Genomic DNA, 16,747 nt, shown 5'->3' with positions numbered 1-16,747 from the left:
AATTTTTATAAGGAAATTTTTATTTTTATAATATAAAATATAATTAGAATACCATTTAATAATAAATATCAGGTATTAAAAGAAAGGAATTTTAAAAAATGCTTAAAGAATTTAAAAAATTTGCAATGAAAGGAAATGTTCTAGATTTAGCTATAGGAGTTGTAATCGGTGCTGCTTTTGGAAAGATAGTTTCTTCCTTAGTTGAAGATATTATAATGCCATTAGTAGGAAGTTTAGTTGGAAAGGTTGATTTTTCTAATCTTTACATAAATTTAAGTGGGCAGCATTTCAATTCTCTTCAAGAAGCAAAGACAGCAGGAGTAGCTACTATAAATTATGGTGTGTTTTTAAATAATATCATTAATTTTTTAATCATATCTTTTTCTATATTTATAGTTGTAAGACAGTTTAATAAGATAAAAGATATGGCAGTGAAGAAGGAGGAGAAAACTCCAACTTCTAAGAAATGTCCATATTGTTGTAGTGAAATTCCAATAGAAGCTGTTAGATGTCCAAAATGTACATCAGAATTAATAGAAAGTGTAGTTGCAGAGTAATTTTATATATATAATTTGAAATAAATACATATTTTTTATTACAAAGCATGATTTTTAAGATATTACTTTAAAAATCATGCTTTTGTTTATATATTCTTTATTAAGTATAAATAAAAATATATCAGATATATGTAGGTATAATGATAAAATAATACTAACTGATATTTATAATTTCTTTGTACTTAGTAAAAAGTATTTTCAGTTATACCTTATAATTATGATATTTTTATAGCCTCTAATATTTCTTGTATATATAAATTTAAACTAAAAAATATAGGCTAAGTAATAATTAAACTTTCAATATTTATTGTTTACAGCAAATATTAAAAATTTAATTTAATTGTAAAAGTAATTTTAAAATTTTTATAAAATCTACAAATGAAAAAAACAAGATTTATAATTAAATAAAGGGTAGGTATTTTTTATGATTAACTAAGAAATAATTTAAAAGGAGGGTATTGAGATGGATAGAGCTGATATTAAGTTTAATTCAAAGGAAATGCTTTATTTTACAACTAATGCTAGAAAAAAATACATAGAGGCTTTAGATAAATGTGAAAAAGGGGATTTTGATAAAGCAGAGATTTTAATAGGGGAAGGTAATGATTGTGTTGAGGTTGCACAAAAAATAAAAGAGAAAATTTTTTATATGGATGATAATGAAGAAAAAGTTCCTGAAATATTTATGATGGTAAGTGCTCAGGATAGTTTAGAATCTGTTTTACTTATTAAGGATTTAATAAAACATTTTATTAATTTATATAAATTTACACAAAGTTAGATTATAAAGATTTGCTACAAAATTATTTTTAATAATATTTTTTAGCAAATCTTTTATATATTTTAAGATAAATATATAAAGCTATTATATAAATAAAAGCTTATAATATTTATTGGCATTTGACAATAACTATAAATAAGATTACAATAGTAATTAGCAAATGCCAATTACTATTCTTGTTAGCTTATTTTTATTATATAAGTTAAAATGATATGATAAATATTAAAAATAAACTAAATAAAGTAAGTAAATAAGGAGGATATAATGGTAAGACCTACTAAGTTTAGAAGAGTTAAATTTTTCCCAAATGATAATTATTTTGTGCCTCTTGGAAAACCAAAGTGTAAAATTGAAGAAATGATTTTAAAGGTTGAAGAGCTAGAAGCTATGAGACTTAAAGATATAGAAAATTTAAATCAAGAACAATGTGCAAAAAGTATGGAGGTTTCTAGGCAAACTTTTCAAAATATAATAGATAGTGCTAGAAAAAAAATTGCTCTAGCTTTAACACAAGGAAATGCAATAAGAATAAGTGGTGGTAACTATACTACGAATTTATGTAGGTTTAAGTGTTTAGATTGTGAAAGTGTTTATGAAATAAAACATGAAGATGATAAACACAAATGTCCTTCCTGTGGTTCTAAGAATATTATTTGTAGCAAAAAAGCTGATTTCTGTAAAAAGTGGTGCAATAAAAAATAGATATTAATATAAATTAATATTATAAATATTTGATTATATAAAGGAGTGTTTTAAATGAAAATAGCAATGCCTAAAAATGGAGAAATGATAAATCAACATTTTGGAAAAAGTGAAAGTTTTATTATAGTAACTGTTGAAGATGGAAAAGTAGTTGATAAGAAGGAAGTATCAGTAAATGATTTACAACATAATCATGGAGGACTTTCAGATTTACTTATAAAAGAAGGAGCCTCAGTAGTTATTACAGGTGGTATTGGAAAAGGTGCTTATGATGCTTTAAGAGCAAATAATTTAGAGGTTATAAGAGGTGCTAATATGACTATTGATGAAGCTTTAGAGTCATATTTAAGTAGTAAACTTGAAGATAAAGAAGTTATGTGTAGTCACCATCATGGAGAACATCACCACCACCATCACCATGGAGATCATAAGTGTCATTAATAATTAATATAGGATTATAAAAAAACCTTATCTTTTAGTTAATTAAATTACTGAAAGATAAGGTTTTTTTCATTATTAAAATTAAAATATATGTTTAGATACAAGAAGTTTATTATATTATTAAAGTTATTAAATTTTATTAATTAAATATAGATTACATATTATTTTATGTTTAAAATAATAATTAGAAAGATGGTTTATTTTACTATAGCGAAACTATTTATTATAGAATTCTATTTATTAATTTATTCTAATCTTTTTATTATAATAATTAACATATGAAAGCTTGTATTATATAAACTTTAGGAGGTAGAAATGGTTAAACAAGAAGATATAGCAAAAAGACTTAATATATCTAGAACAACTGTAGCTAGAGCTTTAAATGGTAGCTCCAATATTAAACCTGAAACCAAGAAAAAGATTCTTAAATTATGTAAAGAACTAGGTTATGTTAAAAATCCAATAAGCAGCTCTTTAGCTACTAAAAAACCAAAAAAAATATATGCTTTTATAATAAAATCTAAAAATAAGTATTATACAGAAGAATTAATAAAGGGACTAAGAGTAGCAGAAAAAGAATTTAAGTTTTATGGATATAAGATAAATATAGTAGAAACGGATATAGAAGATTCATTAAAACAATTAGAGCAATTAGAGAAAATTATAAGAGAAGAAGAGCCTAGCGGAATAATAATAACTCCATTACTAAAAAGTGAGATTAAAGAAATTAGAAATAAAAATCCTAATATCTTTTTTCTTACATTGGATTCATCAATAGATGATAGTATATTTCATGTAGGAGTAGATTATTATAAATCAGGAAGAATAGTTGCTGATATTTTTATAAATATAATAGATAGAAAATCTAAAATTTTAGTATTAGATACATCAGATGATAGAATATCATCTAAGCTTTATATAGATGGTTTTTTAGATAGAATGAAAGAGGAAGAAAATGATTATATAGTTGGACCAGTCTATGATAGTAATTTATCTAAAAACATAGATAAATTATTAAATAAATACTTAGATAAAAATATTACAGGAATTTATAGCAGTAGATTTTTATCAGATGTAGTTATAAAAGCTAATAGGTATTCAAAATCACAATTAAAAGTAGTAGGCAATGGTATGGGAAAAACTATGGAAAAATTAATATTAGATAAAAAAATAATAGCTACTGTAGTTGAACGATGGAGAGAAGAGGGTTACTTAGCAGGAAAAATTATGTTTGAATATCTTTATAAAAATCATTTACCTAAAAGTAAAAGTAAAATAATAAATGGAGAAATTATTTTTAGGGAAAGTTTGATTTAAAATCCATATGTATTTTTGGAGCTTTTATTATAAATAGTAGTTCTTATAATAAAATATTGAATTTATTATATATATGAGTTATTATAAAAATGTATTATAAATTACATTTTAATAGGTTATGGAGTTAACCGTAAACCGCGAAAAAAGCTGATGACTCCTACATAAAATATTTATTTTATGTAGGAGTTTTTTATTTTTTAGATATGAGGTGAAAAAATGCAAAAATTACAGTTAATCTTTATAGTTGGATGTGGTGGGTTTATAGGAGCTGCTCTTAGATATTTAATTTCAATAAATGCAGCAAAAGTTTTTGGAGCTAATTTTCCTTATGGAACTTTAATAGCAAATATAATAGGAGCTATTATCATAGGTTTTGTAATGAGGTTAAGTTTATATACAACTATCATATCTCCTAATAAAAAGTTATTTTTAACAACAGGTATGATGGGAGGTCTCACAACATTTTCAACTTTTTCTTATGAAACAGTTAGTATGTTAAATTCAGGAGAATATATTATAGGAATTGCTAACTTAGGTTTAAATGTTATTTTAAGTTTTATTGGAGTAGTTCTAGGAATGGCTATTGCAAAAATCTTAGTTTAGAAATATATAAATAAAGTATTTTGTACTATGATATAGATATATATAAGAAAGGAGGAATTAGTAAGAGATTACTAAAGCACTTTCTCTTACTAAAAAATATTTTATGAAAGAGATAAATAAGGGTAAATTAATAAAAATATTCATTGAAGAAAATGATAAATATAAAGGGGAGCCTCTTTATACTGTAATAATTGATAGGTTAAAGGAAAAAGGAATATCTGGAGCAACTATAATTAGAGGAATTGAAGGATTTGGGCAGGAAAGAAAAATTCATTCAGATTTTTTAGAAGTTTTATCAAGAAAATTACCTATACTTATAGAAGTAGCAGCCTTAGAAAGTAGAGTTAATGATGCTATTGAAATTTTATCACCTATGATTGAAAGTGGAAAAATTGTAATAGTAGATAACGTTGATATAATAACTTTCAAAAAGGATAAATAAAATTCAGATTTCTATAAAAATATAAACAATTTATTTTATCATCACGGAAATATTATATATAATATTAATTTTTTCATTCAATGTTAATTTTAGGTTAATCATAGTAATGTTTATTTAAAATAAAAAATCCCTATGATATACTGAATTTATTGGAACAAATTATATATTTAGTAAATAAAATATAGACATTTAGTACTTATAGGGAGATGAATATTTTGTTTAATTTAAATCCTAAAGAAGATAAATTTTATAAGCTTTTTTCTTTATCTGCAAAAAATGTTTGCGAAGCCGCTGCCACATTAAGAGAAACAATGGACAATCTTCAAGATAAACAAATGAAAGTAAAAAATGTAGAGGAATTAGAGCATAGAGGAGATCAGATAGTTCATGATACCATAGAGGAACTTAATAAAGCCTTTATAACGCCAATTGATAGAGAAGACATATATGACATAATAAAAATGATGGATGATATAGTTGACCATATAGAGGCGGCTATGCATAGATTTGTAATGTTCGATATAAATGAAGTTACTAAAGAAGCTAAGAGATTGTGTGATATGATAGTAGAGGCTACGGAAGAAAATTTATATATGATAAATGATCTTAAAAACATGGGGAAAAGTAAGATTATATTAGAAAAAGTTATTAAAATAAATAAGATAGAAAATGATGGAGATACATATTTTAGACAAACTATTACTGACTTATTTAAAAGTGATAATGATGTTTTAACAATAATAAAATGGAGAGAAATATATCAATTCTTAGAAAATACAATAGATAGCTGCGAAGGTGTTGCTAATATTATTGAAGGAGTTGTTATGAAGCATGTATAATGCATTATCAATAACAATAGGTATAATACTCTTAGTTATACTATTTGATTTTATAAATGGATTTCATGACACAGCAACTGCAGTAGCAACATCTATTTCAACTAGGGCTCTAACGCCTAAAATGGCAATAATTATTTGTGCTGTATTTAATTTTTTAGGAGCTTTTTCTGGTACAGCAGTTGCTAAAACTGTTGGAGATAACATAGTTTCACATACATTAATACCACAATGGGTTATTGCAACAGTTTTAGTTGCATCTATAATATGGAATTTAATTACTTGGTATTTTGCAATTCCTAGTAGTTCTTCACATGCTTTAATAGGAGCTTTAGTAGGAGGAGGAATTGCATATAATTGGAGCGTACACGTAGTTAATTGGAATAATCTATTTAATGAAGTTATATTATGGTTATTTTTATCACCTCTTATAGGATTTATTGTAGGTTATATCTTTATGGTAATATTAAACTGGATACTACGTCCTTTTAGACCATCTAATGTAAATAAAGCATTTTTAAAGCTTCAGATATTTTCAGCAGCTTTTATGGCTTTTAATCATGGGGGAAATGATGCACAAAAATCAATGGGTATAATAGTTATGACTCTTTTAAGTGGAGGATTTATAACAGAATTCCATGTTCCTATATGGGTTATATTTTGCTGTGCTACTGCTATGGCAATTGGAACATCTATAGGTGGTAAAAAGATAATAAGAACTATGGGAAGTGGAATAGCTAAGCTAACACCAGTAAATGGATTTGCAGCTCAAACAGGAGCTGCTGGAGTAATTTGCTTAGCTAGCTTTTTTCATGCTCCAGTTAGTACAACCCATATAATTTCAACTACAATACTTGGAGTTGGAGCATCAAAAAATTTAAAATCAGTAAAATGGGGAGTTGCAAAAAGTATTGTTTGGGCTTGGGTTCTTACAATACCAATTACAGCATTGATCTCAGCAGGGATGGTAATTATATTAAAGTTATTTATCCATTAGATTTTTAATTATAAGAACATATATTTAAAGTTTTTAATATATTATAGGTTTTATTTTATAATAAGCTTTTATTGATATATATAATTTATAAATTATAAAAATTAGTATAAATATATATAATAAAGATATATTTACTTATATAAAGTAATTTATTAATTAAAAATTATTTTAGTGATTTTATATAAGAAGAATATATTTAAAGGAGGAAAAATATATGTTTACTATTATGGCAATTAAAATTAGTCCAAGAAATTCTTTAGCACCAAGGGTTCAAGAGATACTTACTAGCTATGGATGTATAATTCAAACTAGACTTGGCCTTCATGAAGCTTCAAAGGATAGTTGTTCACAATCAGGATTAATCTTATTAAATTTACTACATGATAAAAAAGATGAAATAGAAAAACTTCTTAATGAGTTAAATGTTTTAGATGGAGTTGAAGCGAAAATTTTACATATTTAATAATTTTACTTTTATATAGCAGCTTAGTTTTTATAATCCGTAGAAACTAAGCTGCTATTATTTTTAATACTATAAGTTTTTAGAAGTAAGTCATATTATTAATTCTAAATTTATAAAATAATAAGTATTATACAAAATAAAGTTTAAATATAAAAAAGTATAATGATAAAATTTAAATATCATAAAAAATAATATTAAAGGGGGCTATTTAATGAATAATAAGGTTAGAAAAGACTTTATACTTAATGGGGATTTGTATAGAGTCATAATAGTATTATCTTTTCCTATTATCATTAATAATTTAATTCAAACTCTTTATAATGTAGCAGATGGAATATGGGTTAGTAAATTAGGATCAGTCCAGTTTGCTGCTACATCTTTTGTGTGGCCTGTAAACTTTTTGTTTATTTCTATAGGAATAGGGCTTTCTATAGCAGGAACATCTATATTAGCTCAATTAATAGGAGCTGGAGAAGAAAAAAAAGCTAATAAGTATGTTAGCCAATTAGTGGTTATATCTCTTTTATGCTCTGTAACTTTTTCCATAATAGGATTTATTATAAGTCCGTTTATAATAGATATTATGGGAGCTACAGGAGAACTAGCTTATTATAGTAATATATATTTAAAGATAACCTTTTTAGAAATACCATTTCTTTTTTTATTTTTTAACTTTAATTCTGTTTTAAATGCAGAAGGTAATACTTTATTACCTACAATATTAAGTGGTATAAGTGCTATTATAAATGTAATTTTAGATCCTATTTTAATATTTAATTTTAATATGGGTATAGCAGGAGCTGCTATTGCAACTATAATATCAAAAATATTATTAGCACTTGTAGGATTATTTATATTGTTTAGAGGAAATAGGTCAATAAAACTAGATTTTAAAAACTTTAAAATTGATAAGAATATATTAAAGGAAATAATGAATGTGGCAGTTCCTTCATCTTTAGGGCAATCAGGTTCAGCCTTAGGATTTATGGTATTGAATAGTTTTATAGCCTTTTATGGCACATCTACTATAGCAGCTTTTGCTATGGTTAATAGGATAACATCTTTAGTAATGCAACCAGCTATGGGAATAGGAGCAGCATTAACAGCAATTGTTGGACAAAATTTAGGATCTAATAAAATGAATAGAGCAAAAGAAGCTTTTATAAAATCAATTAAATTTGTAGTTTTAATATCAATAGTAGGAGTATTTTTGATATTATGGAAGGATAGAGCTATAATTAATTTCTTTATGCAATCGAAAGATGATATGGAAGTTATAAACCAAGGTATAGTATATTTAAAATATATATTAGCTTCTATGCCTCTTATGGGAATATTTAGTGTGCTTCAAGGAGTATTTCAAGGATCTGGACACACAAAATATTCTATGTATATGGAGATAGGAAGATTGTGGTTTGTAAGACTTCCTATGATTTTATTATTTAAGTATTTTACTGATATTGGCTCCTCTGGAATATGGTTTTCTATGAGTTTTAGTAACCTTATTATTTGTATTTATGGATTTATAATATATAGAAGAGGAAAATGGGAAAGAAAAATAATAAAATTAGATAATAAGAAAGAAGAATTATATAATAATGATGAAGGTAATAGAAGCATTTGTGAAGAAGGAGAATAACAATTATGAATATACAGATATTTGGAATTAAAAAATGTTTTGATACTAAAAAAGCTGAAAGATATTTTAAGGAAAGAAAAATAAAATATCAGTTTATAGATTTAACTGTTAAAGGCATTAGTAAAAGAGAATTAGAATCTATAAGATTATCAGTAGGAAATATCAATAACATTATAGATGATAAATCTAAAGAATATAAAAAATTAAATATAGAGCATATAAGAAGCAATCAGATGAGAGAAGAAATATTACTAAATAATCCATTATTAAGTAAAACCCCTATAGTTCGTAATGGAAAAAATGCTACTATAGGATATGAACCGGATGTTTGGAAAACTTGGGAGTAATTTTTTATTTTATATTAGAAGAGTTTATTAAATTTTTAATAAACTCTTCTAATATATCTTTAAAAGAAAAATCAAGGTGTAAAGCTTTTAAATCCTATGATATAATATGAGAATAAAATAATATTGAGGTGCATTATGATAAACAGATTTCAACTAAAGATATTGATGTTAATTTTTATGCTTTTAGATCACATATCCTCTTTTATACCAGGAGCTCCTATTTGGTTTCATTGGATAGGTAGAGTTGTTGCTCCAGTATTTTTCTATTTACTAGTAGATGGATTTTTACATACTAGAAGTAAGGAAAATTACATAAAGAGAATGTTAATTGCAGCAGAGATAATGTTTATAGGAAATACTATATTAGCTTTTGTTTTCCCTAAAATAGTTAATGAAGGTAAAGTATTAGGAGTAGGACAAATAAATATACAAAATACTAATTACTATTGGATAACTTTAGCCATAATTATTGGAATTGCAATATATACAATAATAACTTATAAAATTAAAAATTTAAGTAGTGGGGTAGCGGTTACAGGAGCTATTCTAATAATATTAGCAGATGTATACATACAAAAAATGTTTCCGGGAAAATTCTTTTTATACAATAATATATTCTTATCTATGGCACTATCTTTAATAATGATAAAGGGATATGAACAATATAAAGAGGGAAAACCTGTTAAGGGATTATGGTTTTTTATTTTAGCTTTAATGTTATCATATAGAACAGAAGGAATGGCTATAGCTCCACTTATGACAATTATTTTTTATTTGTTTAGAGATAGAAAGCGTATGCAATATCTTGCTTATGCAGGTCTTTCAGCAAGCTTTATGCTTGGCTTAACTAATGCTCAATTAATTGAACGTCCTCAGTGGATGATGATATTTGCTTTAGTATTCATTTATCTTTATAATGATAAAAAGGGTAAGGATTATAGATATATATTTTATGTATTTTACCCAGTACATATATGGATATTATATATAATAAACTATTATATGATTAAATAATTTTATAGATTAACATCATTAAATAAAAAATCAGTTAGGAAAATTCCTAACTGATTTTTTATTTATTAATAATTCTCACAAAATACTTCGAAATATCCTTGTGGATGATGGCAACAAGGACAGAATTCAGGAGCTTCTGTTCCTTCATATATATATCCACAATTCAAGCATTTCCAAAGAGTGTTTTCCTCTTTTTTAAAGACTTTGTTATTTTCTATATTAGCTAAAAGTTTTCTATATCTAATTTCATGTCTATTTTCAACTTTAGCAACTTCTTCAAAAGTATGAGCTATTTCAGGGAATCCTTCCTCTCTAGCAACTTTAGCGAAAGTAGGATATAAAACACTAAATTCCTCATGCTCTCCTTCAGCAGCAGCTTTTAAATTTTTAGCTGTGCTATCATGCAAGGATACAGGATAAGAAGCACATATTTCTATACCTTTATCATCAAAATCTAAGCTTAAATATTTATAAAATAATTTAGCATGTTCTTTTTCGTTATTAGCTGTTTCAGTAAATATCTCTGATATTTGTACATATCCTTCTTTTTTAGCTGTGCTTGCAAAATATGTATATCTCATTCTAGCTTGGCTTTCACCTGCAAAAGATTTTAAAAGATTTTTGGCTGTTTCAGTACCTATTAAAGATTTCATAACAATCACTCCTCTATAAATAAATATTTACTATATTTATCTTGTTAAGTAAATTATAGGGCAATACAAAATAAAACTCTAAGTTAAAAAATAGGCAAATATAATAGATATATTAAAATAGCTTTATATTATATCCAAAGATTAAGTAAAGCTTAGATTATATTAAAAAATAATAATTATTTGTTAATATATTGTTAACTGTGAATAATACACTTTTTGTATAAAATTTTAAAGAGAATAGCCTGTAAAGACTAATAATAAAATTTATAAATTTTAAAATATTATTATTTTATTAAATCTATAGAAAAAAGTTAAAACTTATATTTAAATAATAAAGGATTCCTATCGGAATCCTTTATTATTTAAATATATTAATAGCTTTTCCATCTGTATCTTTAAGATGGATATTTAATATTTTACTTAAAGTTGGTGCTATATCTACTAAATTCATGGTGCCGATACTAAAGTTTTTCTTAATAGATGGTCCTACTGCCATAAAGAAAGTTTCATAATCCTTTTTATTGGGACAGTATCCGTGAGTACCTTTATCATAAGTGCTTCCTACATCTTGAATTATATCTCCGTCTAAATCAGTTAAAAAATAATAACCTTCGTTAGCTTCTAGCATAAAAGTACAATTTGGATCTGCTCCAAAAGAAGCAGCTTCTTCACTAGTTAATAATCTTTCTATAAAATTGTTATTTTTCTTAGAATAATCCAAAATTAAATTTTTTACTTTGTTTTTTAGGGTACTATTATTTTTTTCTTCTTTATTAAGATATATATAACAAGAACCATCACAAGTATTCATATATACTTTCCAATTAGTGATTAAATTTTTTTCATTGACTTCTAAAAGGTTATTTTTTAAAAAAAGCTTATTAAGCTTTACAACTTTATTTACATCTTTAAAGCTATGATCTCCTAAAACTATAATATTTGTTTTCTTCATCATTTCTTTTTCCTTTAAGAGTCTTAATAGGACACCTAATCTTTCATCGTGCCTTGAAAGAGCTTTATTGATTTCAGAAGAATCTCTACCATATTTATGAGCAAATGAATCCACATCTGTTAAATGAACCATAACTAAATCTGGTTTATATCTTTTTATTACATCTAAAGTGCAAGCCATAGAAAAATTATCTAAATTAGGTTGCTTTATGCCCTCTCTCATATAACCATATCTTCTATTCATATCAAATTGAAAATATTTACTACCATTTAAAAGAGATACAATTATTTGATTTTGCCATTTTTTATGAGGAAGAATTTCAGGCATATTATAATCAATATTAGCTTTAGCAGTAACAGGCCATAAAATAGATGCGGTAATTCTTCCAGATTGTTTTACCAAATCATAAATAGTATCACCTTTTATATAATTTCTAAACCAATACCAATCAGCTTTTTCTTTTTCTGGTTCTGTTAAAAAGTTATTTATAATACCATGATTTTTAGGATATTTTCCTGTAACTATAGTGGCATGAGCAGGATAAGTAAGTGTAGGATATATACTTTTAACATCAAAAGAATAAGACCCATTTTCCATTAAAAATTTAAAGTTAGGGAGATCTTTTATGCAGTTATAGTCTTTTTTTCCTACAGCATCTAAAGAAATTAATATGCAACATTCATTATCCATTTTTAAGCCTCCTTAAATAACTATATTATCTTAATTATACAACAATAATTTATCTTTAAATTAAGTTAATAACATATTTATATATTTTTAATTATTTAATAGGAAAATTATGAATAAAAGTTTAGAAGAATAAGGCAAATAAGTGATAAATGCAAGTTTTTTAATAAAAAACTTGCATTTTTTTATAAAAGCTATTGAAAAACTATTTAAAATCACTTAAAATAAAGAATGTAAATAAGATAATAATTTTTACATGAATTATAAATATAGAAAAACTTGCACGAAAGAGGTGGAGTAATGAAAAAGATAAATGGAACATTAAAGATTCTAGTTGCATTAATACTTGGAATAATCTTTGGATTAATTTTAAATAAGTTAGTTCCAACTAATGTAAATAATGAATTGATAAAATGGGGATTAGCTCCTTTAGGAAATATGTTCTTAAGGGCAATAAAAATGGTAGTTATACCTTTAGTTCTTTGTTCATTAATAGTAGGAACTGCTAGTATAGGAGATATAAAAAAATTAGGTAGAATAGGTGGAAAAACTATTTTATTTTATATGACAACAACAGCATTTGCTGTAACAGTAGCATTATTTTTAGGAAATATTTTAAAACCTGGTGCAGGATTTGAAGGACAAGCTATCATAAATGGAGCATCTACAGTAGAAGCGGCAAAAGCACCATTTATAATGGATATATTCACAAATATAATACCTACAAATCCTATAGAAGCTTTGGTAAAGGGAGATATGCTTCAAATAATATTCTTTGCTATATTATTTGGAGTAGCAGCAACTTTAGTTGGCGAAAAGGCTAAACCAGTTGTAGAATTTTTTGATAATGTAAACTCAGTTTTATTAAAAATAATTGATTTAATAATGAAGGCGGCTCCAATAGGAGTATTTGCGCTAATATCACAGGTTATAATTTCTCAAGGAACTTCAATACTTTTATCATTATTTAAATATGTTGCAGTAGTTGTAGTTGGACTATTTATACACACATTTGTTATTTATGGTGGAGCTTTAAAAACATTCACAAGATTAAGTCCAATAGTATTCTTTAAGAAATTTTGGAGTGTTATGTTATTAGCTTTCTCTACATCAAGTAGTAATGCTACAATACCTGTAAATATAGAAACTTGTAATCAAAAATTAGGTGTATCTGAAAAAATTTCATCCTTTACAATACCATTAGGGGCAACTATTAATATGGATGGTACTGCTATAATGCAAGGAGTTGCTGTTATGTTTATTGCACAAGTTTTTGGCATTGATTTAACATTTCATCAACAACTTATGGTTATATTAACTGCTACACTAGCATCTATAGGTACAGCAGGGGTTCCTAGTGCAGGGGTAGTAATGCTTACTATGGTATTACAACAAGTTGGTTTACCAATGGAAGGTGTTGCTTTAGTTTTAAGTGTAGATAGAATAGTAGATATGTTTAGAACTACAACTAATATAACAGGAGATGCAATTTGTACAGCTATAATTGCAAAATCAGAAGATGATTTAGATACTAATGTATATTATTCAAATGATGACAATGATGATGAAGATTTAATAGTAGCTTAAAAGTATATGGATATTTAAAAATCTATACGGAAATAAAAAGTATCCACTAGTAATATATTACTAGTGGATACTTTTTATTTAGATTTATTAATAATCATAATTAAATTACTTTATATAATTACATAAGATATTAGATTTATTAATGCTTTTGTATATCATAAGAAGAACTTTGTAATAAAAATCTTCTTATAATACGTTAAAAGGTTATAAATTAAAATGTTAATTAGTTGTATTAAATTCTACTTTACCAGACATTGTAGATATATCAATGGAATTATCTCCATTATTTAATATATAGTTAAATTGTCTCTTATTGTGTAAGTTTTCATCTTTTGTAGGAGAATGATAACTTATATTACCTGATACAGTAGAACATTTAAATTTTATAGAAGAATTACTAGGAAAATAAATAAATACATTTCCTGAAGTGCTATTAAACTTAATGTTATTTTTAACAGAAGATAAGGTTAAATTAAGAGCTCCAGATACAGTTGATGAATTTAATTCTCCACTAAAATTATCAATGTAAATATCTCCTGATGTAGAATTTATATTTGAATTTTTTACAGTTAAATTTTCATAATGCATATTCCCCGATACACTATTAGATGAAAAGTTATTGCAAGTAATATTTTTAAGGTTAATAACCCCAGATATTGTATCTAATTTTAAATCGGAATAATTTAAATCACATACATTAATAATACCTGTAGATGAAGAAAGCTGTAAGTTAGAGTTATAATTTTTAGGAATATAAATTTTCAAGGTATCAGGAGTCCATAAATTACTATTGTTTTTTAATAAATATATGTTTAATGTTGAATCTTCCTTAGAAAAACTTATATCTATATTTTCTAAATTTTCATTAGATCTAATATGTCCATCAAAAGTAACTTTAACTTCACTTCCATCCCAAGGAATAACTGATATGTTTCCTAGAGGAAAGTCACAGGAAATTGTATTAATATCATTTAAATTATGAGTTTTATTTAAATTTAAATCATAAGAGTTATTATAATTATTATAAGAGTTAAATCCAAAATGGATATTAGGATTGTACAAACAATCATTTATAAAATTTTGCAAAGAAAAATTAGAGTTTTTTATAATTATAAAAGCACTCCCATAGGATACTATAATAATTATTAAAAGAATTATAGTAAATTTTTTGCCGAAAGATTTTTTTTTCAAATGTCTCACCTACCTTATTATATATTTCTTATCCAGTTAATTGTCTTTTTTATGCCAATTATAATAACTTTAATTAGATAGAACAAAGCAACACATACTAGTAGGGCTAATGCTAAAGTTCCAATACTAAATAAGATTATAGATGAAGATGGCAAGGACATCATTGATGGAGGTATTGACAAATGAGGTATAGATAGATTTAATGCCAATGCTATACCAGAAATCCCTAAAGCTAATGAAAAACAAAATAAAGATATTATAATAACAAAAGGCACTATTATAATAAGTCCAAAAGATATAGGTGCTAAAAGCATAAGAGTAAATAAAACTATAATTAAAATTATAAATTTAGAAAAACAACCAGTTTTCTTTTTTTGAGATTCATAATTATTGATTTCACTTTGTCTTTGTAATTTATAATCTTTTATTATTTTATAAGGATCTCCTAACTCAGAGATTATTTCGTCTTCAGTTTTCCCTTGAGAAAGATTAATTTCAAAAAACTCTTTGTATTTGTAAAGAATTTCTTCTCTTTCATCATTAGGAAAATCACTTAGTCCATTATAAAGTATGTTAAGATATTCGGTTTTTCCCATATAAAAATCTCCTTTCTATAATTATAGTATATTGATGGAAATAGTTTGTGACAACGGTGAAAAGCCAATCTTAAGGAATTATTAAGGACTATTAAGAAAATAAAAAGGATTACAAATGTAATTGACAAAACATATATAGTGAATTATAATTCCGATAAATTCAAATTAAGGAGATGATTAATTGCCTAAAATACTTCAAAATATAGATGTGAAAATTTATAAAGAGGCAAAAGAACTTTTTTATAATGAAGGCTATAGAAATGTAGATATGAAAATTATAGCTAAAAAATCTGGTATAGCAGTAGGAACATTATATAATTACTACCCTAATAAAAAGTCAATATTTTTAAAGATTCTTGAGGAAAGCTGGAATTATACTTTTAGAGATTTAAATTCAATAGAAGATTCTAACAAAGAGGTTATTTTTAAAAAAATAATATCTATTCTTTATGATGATATAAAAAAAAGAAAAGGAATAGGTATAAATTTAAAGAAAGAAGTAGATAATAATGATGTTGATTTTATGAAAATGGAAAATTATATAGTAGAGAATCTACAAAATATAATTAAAAATATTATAAATAAGGATCTTATAAATAAATATAGTAAAATCATAGAAAAGATAACATACACAATATTAACTAATCTTTATATATTAATACAGGTGGATGGAGATAATAGAGAAGAAAACATAAATTTTATATTAGAACAGTATGAAAGTTTTTTATAATAAGGTTTATTTAATTTGTATTAATAACTATTAAGCACATTTTTATTTTGCATTTTAAGTATTAGTATGAATTTTTATATATTCATATAAAGTTTCATCCATTAAAATATACTTAATTAAAAACATAATTATTATAATTGGTATATTTAAGAATAAAAAATATATATTTTTATACATTTAATACCTGTAGGATTATAAATTATTTTTATATT

The 16,747-nt window shown here is 24.8% G+C and carries 19 protein-coding genes and 1 riboswitch; of the genes, 15 read left to right on the top strand and 4 right to left on the bottom strand.

All coding sequences use genetic code 11. The annotated features are described in order from the left end of the window. Positions 1-98 precede the first annotated feature (98 nt). From mscL to BUA70_RS05715, 13 genes are all read left to right on the top strand, one after another. Positions 99-557 (top strand): large conductance mechanosensitive channel protein MscL, encoded by a 459-nt coding sequence (mscL, locus tag BUA70_RS05775; protein WP_072894660.1) that lies wholly within the window; start codon positions 99-101, stop codon positions 555-557. Between the two features lie 463 nt (positions 558-1,020). Continuing rightward, positions 1,021-1,338: a PTS lactose/cellobiose transporter subunit IIA gene (locus BUA70_RS05770; RefSeq protein ID WP_072894657.1), complete on the top strand. Its 318-nt coding sequence runs from the start codon at positions 1,021-1,023 to the stop codon at positions 1,336-1,338. Positions 1,339-1,602: 264 nt separating this feature from the next. Next, a complete protein-coding gene (locus BUA70_RS05765) occupies positions 1,603-2,040 on the top strand; it encodes a DUF134 domain-containing protein (protein ID WP_072894654.1) in 438 nt (145 codons plus the stop codon). A 54-nt stretch (positions 2,041-2,094) separates the two neighbouring features. Further along, positions 2,095-2,481, top strand: a complete 387-nt coding sequence (locus BUA70_RS05760) for a NifB/NifX family molybdenum-iron cluster-binding protein (RefSeq protein WP_072894652.1) — start codon at positions 2,095-2,097, stop codon at positions 2,479-2,481. A 315-nt stretch (positions 2,482-2,796) separates the two neighbouring features. Beyond that, entirely contained in the window at positions 2,797-3,798 is a 1,002-nt protein-coding gene (locus BUA70_RS05755) for a substrate-binding domain-containing protein (RefSeq protein ID WP_072894648.1), read from the top strand. A 105-nt stretch (positions 3,799-3,903) separates the two neighbouring features. Continuing rightward, a riboswitch (Fluoride riboswitch) is annotated at positions 3,904-3,965 on the top strand. Positions 3,966-4,014: 49 nt separating this feature from the next. Next, positions 4,015-4,401 (top strand): fluoride efflux transporter CrcB, encoded by a 387-nt coding sequence (gene crcB, locus BUA70_RS05750; RefSeq protein WP_072894644.1) that lies wholly within the window; start codon positions 4,015-4,017, stop codon positions 4,399-4,401. A gap of 103 nt (positions 4,402-4,504) precedes the next feature. Continuing rightward, positions 4,505-4,843 (top strand): DUF190 domain-containing protein, encoded by a 339-nt coding sequence (locus BUA70_RS05745; protein WP_072894638.1) that lies wholly within the window; start codon positions 4,505-4,507, stop codon positions 4,841-4,843. Positions 4,844-5,058: 215 nt separating this feature from the next. After that, positions 5,059-5,682: a DUF47 domain-containing protein gene (locus tag BUA70_RS05740; RefSeq protein ID WP_072894634.1), complete on the top strand. Its 624-nt coding sequence runs from the start codon at positions 5,059-5,061 to the stop codon at positions 5,680-5,682. Beyond that, positions 5,675-6,676: an inorganic phosphate transporter gene (locus tag BUA70_RS05735; RefSeq protein WP_072894631.1), complete on the top strand. Its 1,002-nt coding sequence runs from the start codon at positions 5,675-5,677 to the stop codon at positions 6,674-6,676. Before BUA70_RS05740 ends, BUA70_RS05735 begins: the two co-directional genes overlap by 8 nt. Before the next feature lie 214 nt (positions 6,677-6,890). Then, complete coding sequence (locus BUA70_RS05730) at positions 6,891-7,139, top strand: CPF_0552 family protein (protein ID WP_072894625.1); 249 nt, start codon at positions 6,891-6,893, stop codon at positions 7,137-7,139. Positions 7,140-7,350: 211 nt separating this feature from the next. Continuing rightward, the gene (locus BUA70_RS05725; RefSeq protein WP_072894622.1) at positions 7,351-8,778 is read left to right on the top strand and encodes an MATE family efflux transporter; all 1,428 of its coding nucleotides are present in this window, start codon (positions 7,351-7,353) and stop codon (positions 8,776-8,778) included. Positions 8,779-8,783: 5 nt separating this feature from the next. Next, positions 8,784-9,125, top strand: a complete 342-nt coding sequence (locus BUA70_RS05720) for an arsenate reductase family protein (RefSeq protein ID WP_072894619.1) — start codon at positions 8,784-8,786, stop codon at positions 9,123-9,125. Between the two features lie 135 nt (positions 9,126-9,260). Beyond that, positions 9,261-10,139 (top strand): TraX family protein, encoded by an 879-nt coding sequence (locus BUA70_RS05715; protein WP_072894616.1) that lies wholly within the window; start codon positions 9,261-9,263, stop codon positions 10,137-10,139. A gap of 65 nt (positions 10,140-10,204) precedes the next feature. On the opposite strand, the gene rbr is transcribed toward BUA70_RS05715, so the two are convergent. Both rbr and BUA70_RS05705 read right to left on the bottom strand, forming a co-directional pair. Next, positions 10,205-10,792, bottom strand: a complete 588-nt coding sequence (rbr, locus tag BUA70_RS05710) for a rubrerythrin (protein ID WP_072894613.1) — start codon at positions 10,790-10,792, stop codon at positions 10,205-10,207. A gap of 358 nt (positions 10,793-11,150) precedes the next feature. Further along, on the bottom strand, positions 11,151-12,434 hold the full coding sequence (locus tag BUA70_RS05705; RefSeq protein ID WP_072894608.1) for an alkaline phosphatase family protein: 1,284 nt from the start codon (positions 12,432-12,434) through the stop codon (positions 11,151-11,153). A gap of 297 nt (positions 12,435-12,731) precedes the next feature. On the opposite strand from BUA70_RS05705, the gene BUA70_RS05700 reads away from it, so the two are divergent. Then, complete coding sequence (locus BUA70_RS05700) at positions 12,732-14,018, top strand: dicarboxylate/amino acid:cation symporter (protein ID WP_072894604.1); 1,287 nt, start codon at positions 12,732-12,734, stop codon at positions 14,016-14,018. A 219-nt stretch (positions 14,019-14,237) separates the two neighbouring features. Here the strand turns inward: BUA70_RS05700 and BUA70_RS05695 are convergent, their stop codons facing one another. Both BUA70_RS05695 and BUA70_RS05690 read right to left on the bottom strand, forming a co-directional pair. Beyond that, a complete protein-coding gene (locus tag BUA70_RS05695; RefSeq protein ID WP_072894601.1) occupies positions 14,238-15,209 on the bottom strand; it encodes a DUF4097 family beta strand repeat-containing protein in 972 nt (323 codons plus the stop codon). 17 nt (positions 15,210-15,226) lie between these two features. Continuing rightward, positions 15,227-15,805: a DUF1700 domain-containing protein gene (locus BUA70_RS05690; RefSeq protein WP_072894598.1), complete on the bottom strand. Its 579-nt coding sequence runs from the start codon at positions 15,803-15,805 to the stop codon at positions 15,227-15,229. Between the two features lie 181 nt (positions 15,806-15,986). Here BUA70_RS05690 and BUA70_RS05685 point away from each other — a divergent pair, with 181 nt between their 5' ends. After that, entirely contained in the window at positions 15,987-16,535 is a 549-nt protein-coding gene (locus BUA70_RS05685; RefSeq protein ID WP_072894594.1) for a TetR/AcrR family transcriptional regulator, read from the top strand. The last annotated feature ends 212 nt before the right edge of the window (positions 16,536-16,747 follow it).

Source organism: Clostridium fallax (genome assembly GCF_900129365.1).
Classification (GTDB): Bacteria; Bacillota; Clostridia; order Clostridiales; family Clostridiaceae; genus Clostridium_AH; species Clostridium_AH fallax.
The sequence above is the reverse complement of the archived record's forward strand: the minus strand, read 5'-3'. Positions and strand labels throughout refer to the sequence as shown.

What these genes read in the sequence shown, in the direction of transcription:
- mscL (WP_072894660.1), top strand. Translation starts at nt 99, where the DNA reads ATGCTTAAAGAATTTAAAAAATTTGCAATGAAAGGAAATGTTCTAGAT.
- BUA70_RS05770 (WP_072894657.1), top strand. Translation starts at nt 1,021, where the DNA reads ATGGATAGAGCTGATATTAAGTTTAATTCAAAGGAAATGCTTTATTTT.
- BUA70_RS05765 (WP_072894654.1), top strand. Translation starts at nt 1,603, where the DNA reads ATGGTAAGACCTACTAAGTTTAGAAGAGTTAAATTTTTCCCAAATGAT.
- BUA70_RS05760 (WP_072894652.1), top strand. Translation starts at nt 2,095, where the DNA reads ATGAAAATAGCAATGCCTAAAAATGGAGAAATGATAAATCAACATTTT.
- BUA70_RS05755 (WP_072894648.1), top strand. Translation starts at nt 2,797, where the DNA reads ATGGTTAAACAAGAAGATATAGCAAAAAGACTTAATATATCTAGAACA.
- crcB (WP_072894644.1), top strand. Translation starts at nt 4,015, where the DNA reads ATGCAAAAATTACAGTTAATCTTTATAGTTGGATGTGGTGGGTTTATA.
- BUA70_RS05745 (WP_072894638.1), top strand. Translation starts at nt 4,505, where the DNA reads ATGAAAGAGATAAATAAGGGTAAATTAATAAAAATATTCATTGAAGAA.
- BUA70_RS05735 (WP_072894631.1), top strand. Translation starts at nt 5,675, where the DNA reads ATGTATAATGCATTATCAATAACAATAGGTATAATACTCTTAGTTATA.
- BUA70_RS05730 (WP_072894625.1), top strand. Translation starts at nt 6,891, where the DNA reads ATGTTTACTATTATGGCAATTAAAATTAGTCCAAGAAATTCTTTAGCA.
- BUA70_RS05725 (WP_072894622.1), top strand. Translation starts at nt 7,351, where the DNA reads ATGAATAATAAGGTTAGAAAAGACTTTATACTTAATGGGGATTTGTAT.
- BUA70_RS05720 (WP_072894619.1), top strand. Translation starts at nt 8,784, where the DNA reads ATGAATATACAGATATTTGGAATTAAAAAATGTTTTGATACTAAAAAA.
- BUA70_RS05715 (WP_072894616.1), top strand. Translation starts at nt 9,261, where the DNA reads ATGATAAACAGATTTCAACTAAAGATATTGATGTTAATTTTTATGCTT.
- rbr (WP_072894613.1), bottom strand. Translation starts at nt 10,792, where the DNA reads ATGAAATCTTTAATAGGTACTGAAACAGCCAAAAATCTTTTAAAATCT.
- BUA70_RS05705 (WP_072894608.1), bottom strand. Translation starts at nt 12,434, where the DNA reads ATGGATAATGAATGTTGCATATTAATTTCTTTAGATGCTGTAGGAAAA.
- BUA70_RS05700 (WP_072894604.1), top strand. Translation starts at nt 12,732, where the DNA reads ATGAAAAAGATAAATGGAACATTAAAGATTCTAGTTGCATTAATACTT.
- BUA70_RS05690 (WP_072894598.1), bottom strand. Translation starts at nt 15,805, where the DNA reads ATGGGAAAAACCGAATATCTTAACATACTTTATAATGGACTAAGTGAT.